Origin of the sequence: Methylobacterium sp. WL12 (assembly GCF_008039475.1) — a bacterium.
Lineage (GTDB): Bacteria > Pseudomonadota > Alphaproteobacteria > Rhizobiales > Beijerinckiaceae > Methylobacterium > Methylobacterium cerastii.
Map to the genome: position 1 here is coordinate 71,243 of NZ_VRUW01000009.1, position 14,314 is coordinate 85,556.

The 14,314-nt window shown below is 72.0% G+C and carries 14 protein-coding genes and 2 pseudogenes; 11 read left to right on the top strand and 5 right to left on the bottom strand.

The genetic code is table 11. The features are described 5' to 3' along the window. Positions 1–72: 72 nt before the first annotated feature. Positions 73–1,260 carry a murein transglycosylase A gene (locus tag FV226_RS05945; protein WP_147762168.1) on the bottom strand — a complete coding sequence of 396 codons (1,188 nt, stop codon included), beginning with the start codon at positions 1,258–1,260 and terminating at the stop codon, positions 73–75. 31 nt (positions 1,261–1,291) lie between these two features. Further along, the gene (locus FV226_RS05950; protein ID WP_147762169.1) at positions 1,292–2,008 is read right to left on the bottom strand and encodes a Tim44/TimA family putative adaptor protein; all 717 of its coding nucleotides are present in this window, start codon (positions 2,006–2,008) and stop codon (positions 1,292–1,294) included. A 462-nt stretch (positions 2,009–2,470) separates the two neighbouring features. Here FV226_RS05950 and secB point away from each other — a divergent pair, with 462 nt between their 5' ends. The 3 genes from secB (at position 2,471) to FV226_RS05965 (ending at position 3,743) form a co-directional block, all read left to right on the top strand. After that, the gene (gene secB, locus FV226_RS05955) at positions 2,471–2,971 is read left to right on the top strand and encodes a protein-export chaperone SecB (RefSeq protein ID WP_147754730.1); all 501 of its coding nucleotides are present in this window, start codon (positions 2,471–2,473) and stop codon (positions 2,969–2,971) included. Between the two features lie 130 nt (positions 2,972–3,101). After that, entirely contained in the window at positions 3,102–3,344 is a 243-nt protein-coding gene (locus tag FV226_RS05960; RefSeq protein WP_147762170.1) for a DUF433 domain-containing protein, read from the top strand. 48 nt (positions 3,345–3,392) lie between these two features. Then, positions 3,393–3,743, top strand: a complete 351-nt coding sequence (locus tag FV226_RS05965) for a hypothetical protein (protein WP_246685612.1) — start codon at positions 3,393–3,395, stop codon at positions 3,741–3,743. Between the two features lie 4 nt (positions 3,744–3,747). On the opposite strand, the pseudogene FV226_RS05970 reads toward FV226_RS05965, so the two are convergent. Beyond that, positions 3,748–4,600 (bottom strand): annotated as a pseudogene (locus FV226_RS05970) (LysR family transcriptional regulator). Between the two features lie 95 nt (positions 4,601–4,695). Between FV226_RS05970 and FV226_RS05975 the strand changes: the two are divergent. The 3 genes and pseudogenes from FV226_RS05975 to FV226_RS28510 form a co-directional block, all read left to right on the top strand. Continuing rightward, entirely contained in the window at positions 4,696–5,085 is a 390-nt protein-coding gene (locus tag FV226_RS05975) for a tautomerase family protein (protein WP_147753979.1), read from the top strand. Positions 5,086–5,193: 108 nt separating this feature from the next. Further along, entirely contained in the window at positions 5,194–6,078 is an 885-nt protein-coding gene (locus FV226_RS05980; RefSeq protein ID WP_147762171.1) for an SDR family oxidoreductase, read from the top strand. Between the two features lie 140 nt (positions 6,079–6,218). Then, positions 6,219–6,409, top strand: a pseudogene (locus FV226_RS28510) (hypothetical protein); the annotation flags it as partial. A gap of 88 nt (positions 6,410–6,497) precedes the next feature. Here FV226_RS28510 and FV226_RS05995 read toward each other — a convergent pair. Next, on the bottom strand, positions 6,498–7,487 hold the full coding sequence (locus FV226_RS05995; protein WP_246685587.1) for a HAMP domain-containing protein: 990 nt from the start codon (positions 7,485–7,487) through the stop codon (positions 6,498–6,500). A 473-nt stretch (positions 7,488–7,960) separates the two neighbouring features. Here FV226_RS05995 and FV226_RS06000 point away from each other — a divergent pair, with 473 nt between their 5' ends. The 3 genes from FV226_RS06000 (at position 7,961) to hisS (ending at position 11,649) form a co-directional block, all read left to right on the top strand. Next, positions 7,961–9,223, top strand: coding sequence for an MFS transporter (locus FV226_RS06000; protein ID WP_147762172.1), 1,263 nt, complete (start codon positions 7,961–7,963; stop codon positions 9,221–9,223). Positions 9,224–9,380: 157 nt separating this feature from the next. Continuing rightward, positions 9,381–9,884, top strand: a complete 504-nt coding sequence (locus tag FV226_RS06005; RefSeq protein WP_147762173.1) for a DUF3429 domain-containing protein — start codon at positions 9,381–9,383, stop codon at positions 9,882–9,884. Positions 9,885–10,113: 229 nt separating this feature from the next. After that, complete coding sequence (gene hisS, locus FV226_RS06010) at positions 10,114–11,649, top strand: histidine--tRNA ligase (RefSeq protein ID WP_147762174.1); 1,536 nt, start codon at positions 10,114–10,116, stop codon at positions 11,647–11,649. Positions 11,650–11,703: 54 nt separating this feature from the next. Here hisS and FV226_RS06015 read toward each other — a convergent pair whose 3' ends face one another. Continuing rightward, complete coding sequence (locus tag FV226_RS06015; protein ID WP_147762175.1) at positions 11,704–11,976, bottom strand: YARHG domain-containing protein; 273 nt, start codon at positions 11,974–11,976, stop codon at positions 11,704–11,706. 179 nt (positions 11,977–12,155) lie between these two features. Here FV226_RS06015 and FV226_RS06020 point away from each other — a divergent pair, with 179 nt between their 5' ends. Next, the gene (locus FV226_RS06020; protein WP_147762176.1) at positions 12,156–13,301 is read left to right on the top strand and encodes an ATP phosphoribosyltransferase regulatory subunit; all 1,146 of its coding nucleotides are present in this window, start codon (positions 12,156–12,158) and stop codon (positions 13,299–13,301) included. Next, complete coding sequence (hisG, locus tag FV226_RS06025) at positions 13,298–14,290, top strand: ATP phosphoribosyltransferase (protein ID WP_238272660.1); 993 nt, start codon at positions 13,298–13,300, stop codon at positions 14,288–14,290. Before FV226_RS06020 ends, hisG begins: the two co-directional genes overlap by 4 nt. Positions 14,291–14,314 lie beyond the last annotated feature (24 nt).

Consider the following 14,314-nt stretch of genomic DNA (forward strand, 5'->3'; position numbering starts at 1 on the left):
TTGCGCGGTCGGTCAGCGGGAGCGGGCCGAGGCGCGCATCGCTGGGTGCCTGCGAACCATCGATAAGCCCGCTCATGGCGCGGCCGGCTTCGGCAGCAGCACGATGAATCCGGGCTTGGTGTGGAGGTCGCCTGCCGCGACGCCGGCGGCCGCGCCGGTGCCGACGTAGAGGTCGCCGCGGGCCGGGCCGAGGATGGCCGAGCCGGTGTCGGCCGCGATCACGAGGTGCCCGCTGCCTGGCTGTCCCGGCAGCTTGCCGTCCAGCCAGAACGGCAGCCCGTAGCGCCACAGGCCGCTGTCGACAGCCATGCTGCGGCCGGGGCTCAAGGGTGCGCCGGCCGCACCCGGCGGACCCAGGGCCGCGTCGACGACGGGCTCGATTCGGAAGAAGATGTAGGAGGCGTTCATCCGCATCAGGCGGCGGGCGTGGTCCGGGTGCGCGCGCAGCCACGCGGTCCAGCGGGCGAGGCTGAGGTCGTTCAGCGCCAGGTGCCCCTCCCCCACCAGCAGCTTGCCGATGGAGGTGTAGGGCCGGCCGTTCTTTCCGTCGTAGAGCACGCGGATCGCCGTGCCGTCGGGCAGGCGGACGCGGCCCGAGCCCTGCACCTGCAGCACGAACAGGTCGACGGCGTCGCGCAGCCACAGCAGCGGATGGGTGCGGGCGGCGATCGCCCCATCCTCGATCGCGGCGCGATCGGGATAGGGCTCGAACCCGGCCTCCCCCTGCCGCCCGGCGCGAAGAGCCGGATCGAGGCCGGGACGGGTCTCGCCGGGGCCGAGGGTCACGAGGTCGTCGGGACGGGCGAGCACGGCGGCCGTGTAGCCGGGGCCGGGGGTCAGCGATCCGTCGAGCTGCGGCTCGAAGTAGCCGGTGAGGAACCCGGCCCTGCGCTCGGGCTCGGTGCCGTCTGCCGGGCGCACGACCCGGTAGGCGGAGAACCGCTCGCGGAAGAAGCCCTTCGCCTGATCCGGTGCGAGGGCGGCGGCGGCCGTGCAGGCGGCGGCGAGGTCGGCAGGAGAGCCCGCGACGCCGGCGGCCTGCGGCGGGTTGGGGCCGGGCGCGGCGCAGGTCCGCCGGAAGGCCTCGAACGCGGCCCGCGTCTCGTCCGCCTGCCAGCCGGGCAGGGCGGCAAGCTCCACCGGCTCCAGCACGGCGTTGCCGACGCGCAGCGGCTCGGCGGTGGCCGGGGCGATCCCTGAAACGAGAGCGACCGCAGCGCGGAACGCTGCGGTCGGGCGGGGGAGGCGTCGGAGTGCCATAGGTCGGGAACGATCGGTTGCGTGGACGGCCTCAGGCGCCCGCCTCGGTGGCGACGAGCTGCCAGTTCGGGTCGCGGGTGCCGAGCGTGCGGGCGAAGGTCCAGACGTCAGGCACCTCGACCACTGCCTCGGCGCTGCCGTCCACCACGACGCCGTCGGCGTTGCGGGTGGCGGTGATGAGGTTCGAGAGGAACCGCACCGTCACCTGCGCGACGCGGTTCTTCACGTCGACGGCGACGATCTCGGCCTTGTCGATCGAGACGAAGGTGGTCTCCACCGTCTGGCGATTCTTCTCGCGCTCGGCGATGGCGCGCTCGAACGCGTCGCCGACCTCGCGGGAGAGCAAGGACTTCAGGGTCTTCCGGTCGCCCTTGGCGAAGGCGATCATGATCGCCTCGTAGGCGCCCTTGGCCCCTTCGAGGAAGGCGCGCGGCTCGAAGCCGGGCTCGGCCTGGACGATCGCTTCCAGGCCGCGGGCCACCGCCGAGCCCGGCTCGGCGATGCCGCGCCAGTCGCGCGCCTGGGTCTCGGCGTTGCGCTCGGGGAGCGCCCGGTCGGCGCCCGGCAGGCGCACGACGTTGTCGCCCTCGCTGCGGCCGGGCTGGGGCTCGGTGCGGCTGCGGTCCACCGGCTTGAACGGCGCGCGCTCGGCGCCGGTCTTCTGCCCGAGGACCGAGCGCAGCCGCCAGATCACGAAGACGGCGAGCGCCAGGAAGATGATCGTCGTCACGTCGAAGCTGTCCTGCATCACCGATCCGATGGTGGCCGCCGTGGAGCCCGGACCGCGGCCGCAGCCTTGGCCCGTGCGCGCGGCTGACGGGAAATCCGAGAGGGGTCGCACGCGAGTCCGGTCATGCCGCACGAATCCGCCGCGGGCGTGGCCGGCCTCGCGGAGAACGCGCCGCGTCCCCCTCTGCATAGGGGGCAATGGGCATATGGGGCAATGCGCCGGCCGGTTCCAGGCGGCATCGCGGGGGATCGCACCGGCCGCGTCGTCGCGCCGGGCCGGGCCGGGGCCTCACCGGACGGCGGCCGTCTACGGAGACCCCGCGCTGCATCCGCGGCTGCCGGCGCCTCGCTTGTCCACCGGGGGCGGGCATGTTAGCCGCCGGGCCTCTGCTGAACGACCGCGCGACCACACGGGCAAGGCGGTCACCCCTAGCCATCGGCCCGCGGCCGGTGTTCGATCTTTCGAGAAGGATGACCCGCCATGGCCGATTCCCCCGCACCGAACGGCAACGGTCAGGCCGACGAGGCCCCCGCGATCAACGCGCTCGCGCAGTACACCAAGGACCTGTCCTTCGAGAACCCGAACGCCCCGCGCTCGCTCCAGCCCCAGGACGGCCAGGGTCCGCAGATCAGCATCCAGGTCAACGTCAACGCGCAGCAGCTCGCCGAGGCCGACTTCGAGGTCGAGCTGACGCTGGAGGGCGACGCCAAGATCAACGGCGACGTGCTGTTCGCCTTCGACCTGAAGTATGCCGGCGTGTTCCGCATGCGCAACATCCCGCAGGACCAGGTCCACCCGGCGGTGATGATCGAGTGCCCGCGCCTGCTGTTCCCGTTCGCCCGCCAGATCGTGGCCGAGGCTGTGCGCAACGGCGGATTCCCGCCGCTCTACATCGATCCGATCGACTTCGTCGGCCTCTACCGCCAGAAGGCGATGGAAGCGCAGGGCGGCGCCGAGGCGACCGGCCCGCTCGCCTCCTGATTTCGATTCCACTCGGGGGCTTAAGCCCCCGCCCCGACGACAGCCCGGCCGTTCGCGCGGCCGGGCTGTTTCGTTTTCACGGTAAACGCCGCATCCTGCGCGGACCGACAAACGAGCCGGACGACGATCGATGACGACCGAGCGCGAGGAACCGCTGTCGCTGGACGACCTGATCACCTCGGATCCCGGCATCCTGGGTGGGCGCCGCGTCTTCCGGCGAACGCGCGTCCCGGTCGAGGTGGTGTTCGAGAACCTGGCGGACGGGTTGTCGATCGAGGACATCCTCGATGACTATCCGACGCTGGACCGTGGCGACGTCGTGCAAGTCCTGCAGCTCGCATCGGCCGGTCTGGCGGCGCCGAAGGCCGCATGAAGGTCGTGCTGGACGAGGGCGTACCGCGGAGCTTGGCCGGCGCGCTCCGTGGCCCTCGGTCTCGACGCCGCCGCGTTCGATCCGGCCTGGATCGGCCTGTGGAACGGCGTGCTCCTTCGCCGCGTGGAGGCGGCGGGCTATTCGGTGCTGCTCACCAACGACAAGAACATGGCCTTCCAACAGAGCCTGAAGGGCGCTGCCGTCGCCGTCGTCGCCCTGCCGTTGAACCGCAGAGGCGTCGTGCTGGCACGGGCCGCCGACATCGCCGAGACGATCCGCCGGGCCTCCCCGGGGCGGCACCTTCTGATGAACCTCGACGGCACGCGCACGGTGCGCGGCTTCGAAGGCGACACCCTCGTCGTGGCCGACCTGCCGCCGGTTCCGACCTTCAAGGGATGAGCCCTCAGCGCGCCGCGCCGCGATAGGCAGCCGCCAGCGTCCGCAAGGCCGCGGCGGCGCGCGGGTCCGGCGCCCGCGCGTGCAGCACGATCCGGGTGAGCGGCAGGGCCGGCAGCCCGAACGCGGCGCCGACGTCGCGGGCGCCGGCCGGCGCAACGCTCGGGGCTAGCGCCGCAACCGCGAGCCCGGCCCCGACCGCGGCGCCGACGGCGAGGACGCCGCCGCCGACGAAGATCTCGCACCAGGGCAGGCCGACGTCGTCGAGGGCGCGGAGCGCCGCCGCCCGGACGTTGCAGGGGCCGGCCAGCGTCGCCATCGGCAGGGGCGCGCCGGGCTCGAACCGGAAGCCGGGGGCGGCGAACCACGCGAGGCGCTCCTCGGCCAGCACCGTACCGCCCGCCTCGGCCGGGTCCTCGCTCCGGACGATCGCCGCGTCGAGCTCGCCCGCATCGAACAGGCGCATCAGGTCGCGCGAGGGGGCAATCCGCACCTCGGCCCGAACCGGCAAGCCCGAGCCGGTGCAGCAGCGCGGGCAGGTCCGGGCCGGCGACGTGGTCGCTGATCCCGAGGACCAGACGGGCAGGGGGCGCCGCGACGAGGTCGGCCATCGCCCGGTCGTGGGCGGCGAGCAGGCCGCGGGCCGCGGGCAGGAAGCGCTCGCCTTGCGCCGAGGCCCGGACGTTGCGCGGCGTGCGATCGACGAGGCGGCAGCCGAGCCGGTCCTCCAGCCGCTTGAGCCGCAGGCTGATCCCGGCCTGCGAGGTCTCCAGCGCCTCGGCGGCGCGGGTGAAGCTCGCCAGGTCCACGGTGAGCACGAAGGCCTGAACGCTGTCTATGTCGAGCGGGCGGGGCGGCATCACAACGATCCGTTATGGCAGATATAGCAGAGCATATCTTTCCGTTATCACGACGCGACGCAATCCTGTCCTCGCTCCGAAACGAGGACCCTGCCATGCCCCTGACCCGCATCTCGATTCGCGCCGGCAAGAGCCCGGCCTTCCACGCGGCGCTCGCGGCCGGCCTCTATGCGGCGATGCGCGAGACCTTCGCGGTGCCCGAGGACGACCAGTTCACCGTGATCCATGAGCACGCCGCCTCGGCCTTCATCTACGATCCGAATTACCTCGGCATCGCGCGGGACGACGACCTCGTGATGATCCAGATCATCGCCAACGACACCCGCGACACCGCGCAGAAGCGGGCGCTCTACGCGGCCATCGCCCGCAACCTCGGGCGGGATCCGGGCGTGAAGCCCGGCAACGTGCTCGTGACCCTCGTCGAGGTCTCACGCGAAAACTGGTCGCTCGGCGACGGGCTGATGAGCTACGGCCCGCCGGCGTGACGATCCGGCGCGGCGACGCGGGGTGAGCCTGTGCGCGTCTCGGCGGGTTCACGAGGGGACGCCGCCCGCGCCCCGCCGACAGGTCGCGGCCCCACCGAAAGGACCACCATGCCCGACACGCCCTCGCCCAACGCTGCCTCCCAACGCCCCGAGCCGCCCTTCGAGGCCAAGCCGATCCCCTATCCCGGCCGCTCGTCCGAGATGCAGCCGCCGCCCGATCACGGCGAGCACAGCTACGTCGGCTCCGGTCAGCTCGCCGGCAAGGTCGCGCTGATCACCGGGGGCGATTCCGGCATCGGCCGCGCGGTGGCGATCGCCTACGCCCGCGAGGGCGCCGACGTGGCCTTGGCCTATCTCGACGAGCACGACGACGCCCAGGACACCGCCGCCTGGATCGAAAAGGCCGGCCGGCGCGCGCTGCTCCTGCCGGGCGACGTCTCGGATGCCGGCCACTGCGCGGCGCTGGTGGAGCGGACGGTCGCGGAATTCGGCAAGCTCGACGTGTTCGTCAACAACGCCGCGGTGCAGGTGCTGGCCGACGACATCGAGGGTATCGAGATCGCCGACTGGGACCGGCAATACGCCGTCAACGTCCACGCGATGTTCTACATCCTCAAGGCCGCCTCGCCGCACCTGAAGCCCGGCGCCTCGATCATCGCCACCGCGTCGGTGAACGCCAAGAACCCGGTCGAGCAGCAGCTCGCCTATTCCTCGACCAAGGCGGCGCTCTGCAACATGGTGGCGAACCTCGCCAAGATCCTGGGCAAGCGCGGCATCCGCGCCAACGCGGTGCTGCCCGGCCCGATCTGGACGCCGCTGATCCCGGCGACGATGTACACCAGCCAGGTCGAGAGCTTCGGCTCGATGACGCCGGCCGGGCGCCCCGGACAGCCGGCCGAGGTGGCGCCGCCCTACGTGATGCTGGCCTCGGACTCGGCCAGCTACATCAACGGCGCGATGATCGCGGTGACGGGCGGCATGGTCACCATCTGAGACCGTCTCCGAGCCGTCGCCGGGCGGCCGGTTTCGGCCTCGACCGAATGCCGGGCCGCTATCGGTCGGCCGCCTGCCCACGCGCTGCGGTATGCTCACATCTCATCTCGGCCTCGGACGACCTGCGGGTTCCCCCCTTTCCCCGCGGGCGGGGAGAGGCCCGCACGGACCTCGTCGTCCGTGCGAGGAGCGGAGGTGCAGCCGAAGCGGCGGTGAGGGGGTGCGAACGGATGAGCCTCCTTCGGATCAGCCCCCTCACCGTCGGCTGCCGCCTCGCTTTGCCGACGACGAGGTCGGCAAAGCCCTTTCCCCGCGCGCGGGGAAAGGGGATGCGCGCAGGGCGAACCGCCAGAAGCGGGGACGTGTGAATCCCGCAGCGCGATGCGGGGGGAGGGCGGCCGGCGCGGGCGTTCGGATCGTCAGGCGCGCCTCAGGCAGCCCGCACGGTGTCGAGGAAGCGCGCGACCTCGACGCCGAGGTGCTCGGATTGGCGCGACAGCTCGGAGGCGGCGCCCAGGACCTGCGTCGCCGCAGCCCCCGTCTCCTCGGAGGCCTGCGCCACGCCGGCGATGTTGCTGGTGACCTCCGCGCTTGATCTCGGCCTGCCCGGCGGTCTTCTGCGCCACCATCGCCTTGATGCCCTCCACCGCCTTGCCGACGGCACCGATCTCGTCGCCGCGACGCGCCTCGACGATCTCGGCCTCGGTATCGCCCTTGGCCATGCGCTGCAGCACGGCCACCAGGCTGCCCATCGGCCGCGTAAGGCCGAACACGACGATCAGGGAAGCCAGCGTCAGCGCGCCGAGCAGGCCGAAGGCGGCGGTGGCGACCAGCAGGGTGGAGGCTCGGGAGACGGCCTGCTCGGCGGCGTCGCGGGCTTGCCGGAGCTCGGCCGTCGGGCGATCGATGCGGGGCTGGGTGATTGCACGAACCTTCGCAAGGCCGACGGTCGCCTCGGTCAGGAGGATCTTGCTGGCGGTCTCGTTGTCGTTCTTCATGCCGTGCAGGTTCGCGCGATCCATGATCGCGAAGAACTCGGTCATGGTGTCCCGCAGCGTCTGGTTGACGGCCTTGCGCTCGGCGGTGTCGGACATTGCGATGAGCCGGTCGACGTTCTCGAAGGCGGACTTGATCGCCGCATCGTAGCGCGACTTGTACTGCGCCATCTCGGTCTCGCGCGTCTCGATCAGGATGTTGCGCGCCTGGATCGAGGCCTCGTTCACGTTGATCCGAACGTTGAGGACGCTTTCCAGCCGCGTCGCCTGCACGTCCACGATCTGCTGCGCCTGCGCGGCGAGGTCGCCTAGCGTCGCGCGTGAGTAGAGCCCGAGCCCAGCCGTGAGAATGGACAGGATCACAAGCGGAAGCGCGACCTTGAGGATGACTTTTGCGTTGCTGAGAAGTCGCATGATCGTAAGCCCGAAATCAGTCTTCCGTTTATAGCATACGAATATAAAATTCTTGTTCAGATATTAAAATAGGTCTTAAACCGATGAATTTGTATAAAATCTATATTCAAATTCGGCGTACCGTCTGCGGAGGGCCGCCCGATCGATCGGGACAGCTTCGAATCCGGTCTCATTCGACAACCGAAGGGTGTATTCAGCACCCGTAAGATGTACTCGACGAAGCGTCAGCACGCGGACCTGCACGATGCGTGCGGATGGTCGCAGGAGGCCGACGAAGACGCCGACCGAGAGGCCGTCAAGGCGGTCGTCGCCCGGCCCGTTGTGCCGCCCGGAAGCGGAACGACGCGATTCCCTTCCGGCCGACCTCGCGACCGGCGTGAAGACCGGCCCCCCCGTCCGATCCGCCGCGGCTTGACCGCGGGACGGAGCCGGGCCACGGCCCTGCGCCGCTCCCGCGGACACCCAAGGACGGCATGGCCCCGACCACCCACCTCGCCCTGATCAACGTCTTCATCGGCGACATCCAGGGCGGCCTGGGACCCTTCCTCGGCACCTGGCTCGCCGAGGCCGGATCGTGGAGCCCGGCCCGTGTCGGCCTCGTCACCACCCTTGTGGGGTTCGGCACGCTGCTGCTCTCCGGCCCGTTCGGCGCGCTGGTCGACCGGGTCGGGCGGCCGCGCTGGCTGATCGCCGCCGCCTGCGCCGCGATCCTCGCCGGAACCCTGCTGCTTCTGCCGGCCCGCGCCTTCGCCTTCGTGTTCACGGCGCAGCTGCTGGCGGCGGCCGGCGGCACCCTGCTGCTGCCGGCGGTGACGGCGCTGACCCTCGGGATCGTCGGCAAGGACCGGTTCCCGAGCCAGCAGGGTCGCAACCAGGCCTTCAACCACGTCGGCATCCTGATCGCCGCCGGCGCGATCACGCTCGGCACCGCGCGGTTCGGGCCGGCCATCGCCTTCTGGGTGCTCGGCCTGATGGCGATGCTGGCGATCGCCGCCGCGCTGGCGACGCCGGCCTCCGCCTGGAGCCAGCGCCGGGCGGTCGGCTGGAAGGAGGACGAGGCGAAGGATGGGGCCAAGGATGGGAAGAAGGAGGAGGACGCGCCGCAGCGGGCCAGTATCCGCACCGTCCTCGGCGACCGCCGGCTCCTGGTGCTCGCCTGCGCGCTGACGCTGTTCAACCTCGGCAGCGGCGGCATGCTCTCGCTGCTCGGCCAGAAGCTCGTCGCCACCGCCGTCAGCGCGACGCACTGGACGGCGATCTACGTCATGGTGGCCCAGCTCACGATGGTGCCGGTGGCGTTGTTCGCGGGCTCGCTCGCCGACCGGCGCGGCCGGCGCAAGCTCCTGCTCGCGGCCTTCGCGGTGCTGCCGGTGCGCGCCGCGCTCTCGGCCTTCGTCGACGACCCGACCTGGCTGATCCTGGCCGAGATCCTCGACGGGGTGGCGTCGGGCATCGTCGGCGTGGCGGTGCCGGTGGTGGTCGCCGACCTGACCTGGGGCTCGGGCCGGACGCAGACGGCGCTCGGCACCGTCAACGCGGTGCAGGGCGTCGGCGGCGCGCTCTCGGCCTGGTACGGCGGCCTCGCTTTCGGCCTGTTCGGCTGGGCCGGCGCGTTCCTGGCGCTCGGCGCGCCTGCGCTTGCGGCGCTCGCCCTGGTGATCTGGTTCGACGCGACGCCCGAGCCCGGCCGCCGGTCGCGGCGGCGCCAGGCCCGCACGGCACAGGCCGCGACATAATCCCGGCACCGCGGTGCTGGGCGCGGTTTCACGCTCGCGCGGCGGGGGCCAACACCTGTATGGCACGGATCATGACGTGCCGGCGCGCGGCGCGCCGTCCCCGCGCGCCGGCCTCGCCCGAACCTGCCCGAGACAACACGGAAACGGCCTGACCCTCATGCGCGACGACGCCACCGGACGCACCCTCACCGCCCATGAATCGCGCGAGACGCCTTGGCTCAGCGTGGTCCTCGGCTTCGGGCCGATGCTGCCGCTGGTGGCGGGCGCCGCCGCCGCCTGGTGGATGCGCGGCCAGCCCCTCGACTACCTCGTCGCCCTGGTGACGATCCTCTACGGCGCCGCGATCCTGCTGTTCCTGGCGGGCGTGCGCCGCGGCGTCAGCTTCCGCACCGAGGGCGGGCCGACGGTGGTGCAGATCGCGACGATGTTCGGGCTGTTCGCGCTTGGGCTCTCCGCCCTCGTGACGGTGGTGATGGGCAAGGCGATCCCGGCGCTCGCCCTCCTGATCGTCGGCTACGCCGCCATCGCCGTGCTCGACCCGATCGCCGCGCGCACCGGAGAGGCACCGCTGTTCTTCGCTCGCCTGCGCCCGCTGCAGATGCCGATCGCCGTGGTGAGCCTCGCCGCGCTGCTGTGGCTGAAGTGGATCTCGCCTTACTAGGCCGCCCCTCTTCCCTACCCCCCCGACGGATCTCGGGCTTGCCCGAGATCCGCACCCTGTGTGCCCAAGTCGGGCGAGCCCGACTTGGGTGCGGGGGAGGGAAAATGCCCACCATCGTCTCGCCGCGAGAACCCGCCCGCCTTCGAAATCCAGCCCTGCTTGCCGCTGCCCCCGCCGCCGCGATACAGCCCGGCGCGACCCCCGTAGCGCGCGATCGAAACGAACCCTCATGTCCAAGGCCGATTCCAACAAGGCCGAGAAGGCCGAAAAATCCGGCCTGAAGGCCCGCCTGCCGCGCGGCTTCGTCGATCGCCGCGCCGCCGAGATCGCGGCGCAGGGGCGGATGCTGGAGACGATCCGGGCGACGTTCGAGCTCTACGGCTTCGAGGCGCTGGAGACCCCGTTCGTCGAGTACACCGAGGCGCTCGGCAAGTTCCTGCCCGACCTCGACCGCCCGAACGAGGGCGTGTTCTCGTTCCAGGACGACGACGAGGCGTGGCTCTCGCTCCGCTACGACCTCACCGCGCCGCTGGCCCGGCACGTGGCCGAGAACTTCGACGCGATCCCGAAACCCTATCGCAGCTTCCGCAACGGCTTCGTGTTCCGGAACGAGAAGCCGGGCCCGGGCCGCTTCCGCCAGTTCATGCAGTTCGACGCCGACATCGTCGGGGCGCCCGGCGTCGCCGCCGACGCCGAGGCCTGCATGCTGATGGCCGACACGCTGGATCGGCTGGGCTTGGCCGGCCAGTACGTGATCAAGGTCAACAACCGGAAGGTGCTCGACGGGGTGCTGGCGACGATCGGGCTCGGCGGCGACGCGCAGGCCGGCCAGCGGCTGACCGTGCTGCGCGCCATGGACAAGTTCGACAAGTTCGGCACGGAGGGCGTGCGCCAGCTGCTCGGCCCCGGCCGCAAGGACGAGTCGGGCGACTTCACCAAGGGCGCCGGACTCGACGGGGCCCAAGCCGACAAGGTGATCGCGCTGCTGCTCGCCGGCGGTTCGGAGGAAACGCCCGAACGCTTCGCCTTCGTCGACGCGTTGCTCTCCGCCTTCGGCGAGAACGAGACCGCGCGGGCCGGCATCGAGGAGCTGCACACCATCGCCAAGCTGGTGGACGCCGCCGGCTACGGCGTGGACCGCATCCGCGTCGACCCCTCCGTGGTGCGCGGCCTCGAATACTACACCGGCCCGGTCTACGAGGCCGAGCTGACCTTCCCCGTCACCAACGAGGACGGGCAGACCGTGCGCTTCGGCTCGGTCGCCGGGGGTGGGCGCTACGACGGGCTCGTCGGGCGGTTCCGCAGCGATCCGGTTCCGGCCACCGGCTTCTCCATCGGCGTGTCGCGGCTGTTCTCGGCGCTGCAGCTCACCGGCAGCCCGCTCGCCGAGGCCCCGGCCAAGCCCGGCCCGGTGGTGGTGCTGGTGCTCGACCGCGACGAGATCGCCGCCTACCAGCGGCTCGTCGCCACCCTGCGGGGGGCCGGCATCCGGGCAGAGCTCTATCTGGGCGGCGCCGGGATGAAGGCGCAGATGAAGTACGCTGACCGCCGCGGCAGCCCGGTGGCGATCATCCAGGGCTCGAACGAGCGCGAGGCCGGCGAAATCCAGGTCAAGGACCTCGTCGCCGGCGCCGAGGCCGCCCGCAACATCGCCAGCAACGCCGAGTGGAAGGCCGCCCGGCCGGCCCAATTCTCCTGTCCCGAGGCCGAGATGGTCGAGCGCGTGCGCGCCGTGCTGGCGCAGCATTTTTCGGCCGACGCGTAAGGGTAGGGGTCGGCTCTCTCTCCCCCCTCTGCGGGGGGACGAGCAGCGGCAGCCTCAGCGCGGGCAGCCGGCGGCGCGTTCCTGGCGCTGGATCTCGGCGACCTTGGCACGATCCCGAGCCGAAAGCGGCACGTCGGCGATGTCGTCGTCGCGGCAGCCGGCGTTGCCGAAGGCCTTGATCCCGCGCGGGGTGCGGAAGCAGTAGCCGGCCTCGCCGTAGACCGCGTTGCGCTCGCCCCAGAGTTCGTCGCACGGGAACTCCGCCCGCGCGGGCGTGCAGAGCGGCGGCAAGGCCACCAGGACGGAAGCAAGGGCGAGGGCGCGCATCGGGTCGGCTCCGGTGGGGACGGGAGCCGCACGATAGCCGATGCGATCGCCGCCGCATGCGCCCGCGCGTCCCAAAGGTTTGACCCTGCGTGTTCATTCCCGCTCGCGAGGCCCGGCGGGGCGGTCGCCAAGCCCGGCTCCGGTTGCTACAGAACCGCTCGACGACGACGGGCAGGATCATGACGCGACCGCAGGCAGGAGAGACGGAGGCGAGCGCGTCGGCACAAGCGCGGCTCTCGGCGCACCTCGCGCAAGGGGGCTACCGCTTCGTGACGCCGCCGGTGCTGCAGCCGGTCGAGCCGTTCCTCGAGCTCTCCGGCGAGGACATCCGCCGGCGCATCTTCGTCACGCAGGACTCCGACGGGGCCGAACTGTGCCTGCGACCGGAGCTGACGATCCCGGTCTGCCGCCTGCACCTGGCCGGCGGCGACGGCCGGGCGGCCGACTACAGCTATTGCGGCCCGGTGTTCCGGCTGGCGGCCGACGAGCCCGACGAGTTCCTGCAGGCAGGCATCGAATCGATCGGCCGCGCCGACACCCCGGCCGCCGACGCCGAAGTGCTCGGCATCGCCCTCGAAGGCCTCGCCCTGTTCGGGCACTCGGCCCCGAGCGTGCGACTGGGCGACATGGGGCTGACGGTGGCACTGCTGGAGGCCCTGAGCGTGCCGCCGGCCGCCAAGCGCCGGACGTTGCGGGCGCTGGCTGCCGGGCGCTCCCTCGACGCGGTCACCAACGCCGCGCTGCCCGAGGACCCGCATGCGGGCCTGCTCGCCGCGATCCAGGGCCAGGACCCGCGCGGGGTCCGCGCCTTCGTCGAGGACGTGCTGGCGATCGCCGGCATCTCGGCGGTGGGCGGGCGCAGCGCCGGCGAGATCGCCGAGCGCTTCCTGGCCAAGGCCGCGGCCCAGGCCAACGGCGGCGCCGGCCTGAACGCCGAGAACCGCGCGATCGTCGATCGCTACCGCGCGATCGGCGGCGACCCGGACGCCGCCGCCCGCGACCTGCGGACACTCGTCCGCGACGCGGGACTGAGCCACGATACACTCGAGGCGACCCTCGACCTGTTCGAGGAGCGCAACGGCTTCATCGCCGCCCGCGGCATGGGGCTCGACGGGTTTCGTTTCTCCGGCGCCTTCGCGCGCAACCTCGACTACTACACCGGCTTCATCTTCGAGGTGACGGCCGCGGGCGGCGACCGGCCCGGCCCCGTGCTGGTCGGCGGCGGCCGCTACGACGGGCTCCTCACCCATCTCGGCAGCGCCACCGCGCAGCCGGCCGTCGGCTGCACCTTCTGGGTCGACCGCGTCGCAGGAGCCGGCCGATGAGCGAGACCATGGACGCAGATGCCCCCCTGGTGCTGGCCGTGCCCTCCAAGGGCCGCCTGCAGGAGAACGCCGCGGCCTTCTTCGGTCGCGCCGGCCTGCGCCTGGCGCAGGGGGCAGGCGCGCGCGACTACCGCGGCAAGCTCGTGGGCGTGGCCGGCGTCGAGGTGCGCTACCTCTCGGCCTCCGAGATCGCGAGCCAGCTCGCTTCGGGCGCGGCCCATCTCGGCATCACCGGCGAGGACCTGATCCGCGAGACGCTGCCCGACGTCCACGGCCAGGTCGAGCTGTTGACGCCGCTGGGCTTCGGCAACGCCACGGTGGTGGTGGCCGTGCCCCAGGCCTGGATCGACGTGCGCGCCATGGCCGACCTCGACGAGGTCGCCGCCGAGATGCGCGCCCGCCATGGCCGGCGCCTGCGCATCGCCACGAAATACGTCAACCTCACCCGCCGCTTCTTCGCGGAGAAGGGGGTGGTGGACTACCGCATCGTCGAAAGCCTGGGCGCCACAGAGGGCGCGCCGGCCGCCGGCTCGGCCGAGATCGTGGTCGACATCACCACCACCGGCGCGACGCTCGCCGCCAACGCCCTGAAGATCCTCGATGACGGGGTGATCCTGCGCTCGGAGGCCAACCTCGTCGCCTCCCTCAACGCGCCCTGGGGCGAGAGCCAGCGCGCGGCGCTCCGCGCCGTGCTCGGCCGGATCGCCGCCGAGGAGCGGGCGCGGACCACCCGCGAGGTCCGCGCGGCGATGCCGGAATCCGGTGCGATCGACCTCGCCAGCATCAGCGGCCTGCACGAGGCCGAGCTGCCCTACGGCGCCCCGCGCGGACCCGACGGGGAAATCGTGATGCGCTGCCCGGCCGACGCGGTCTTCGACCTCGCCGACAGCTTGGTGCGGGCGGGCGCCCAGGCCGTCACCGTCCGCCGGATCGACTACGCCTTCGCCGCCGAGAACCCCCTGGCGGAGCGGCTGCTGGCGCGGCTTTAGGACCGCCCGTCAGGGTTTGCCACC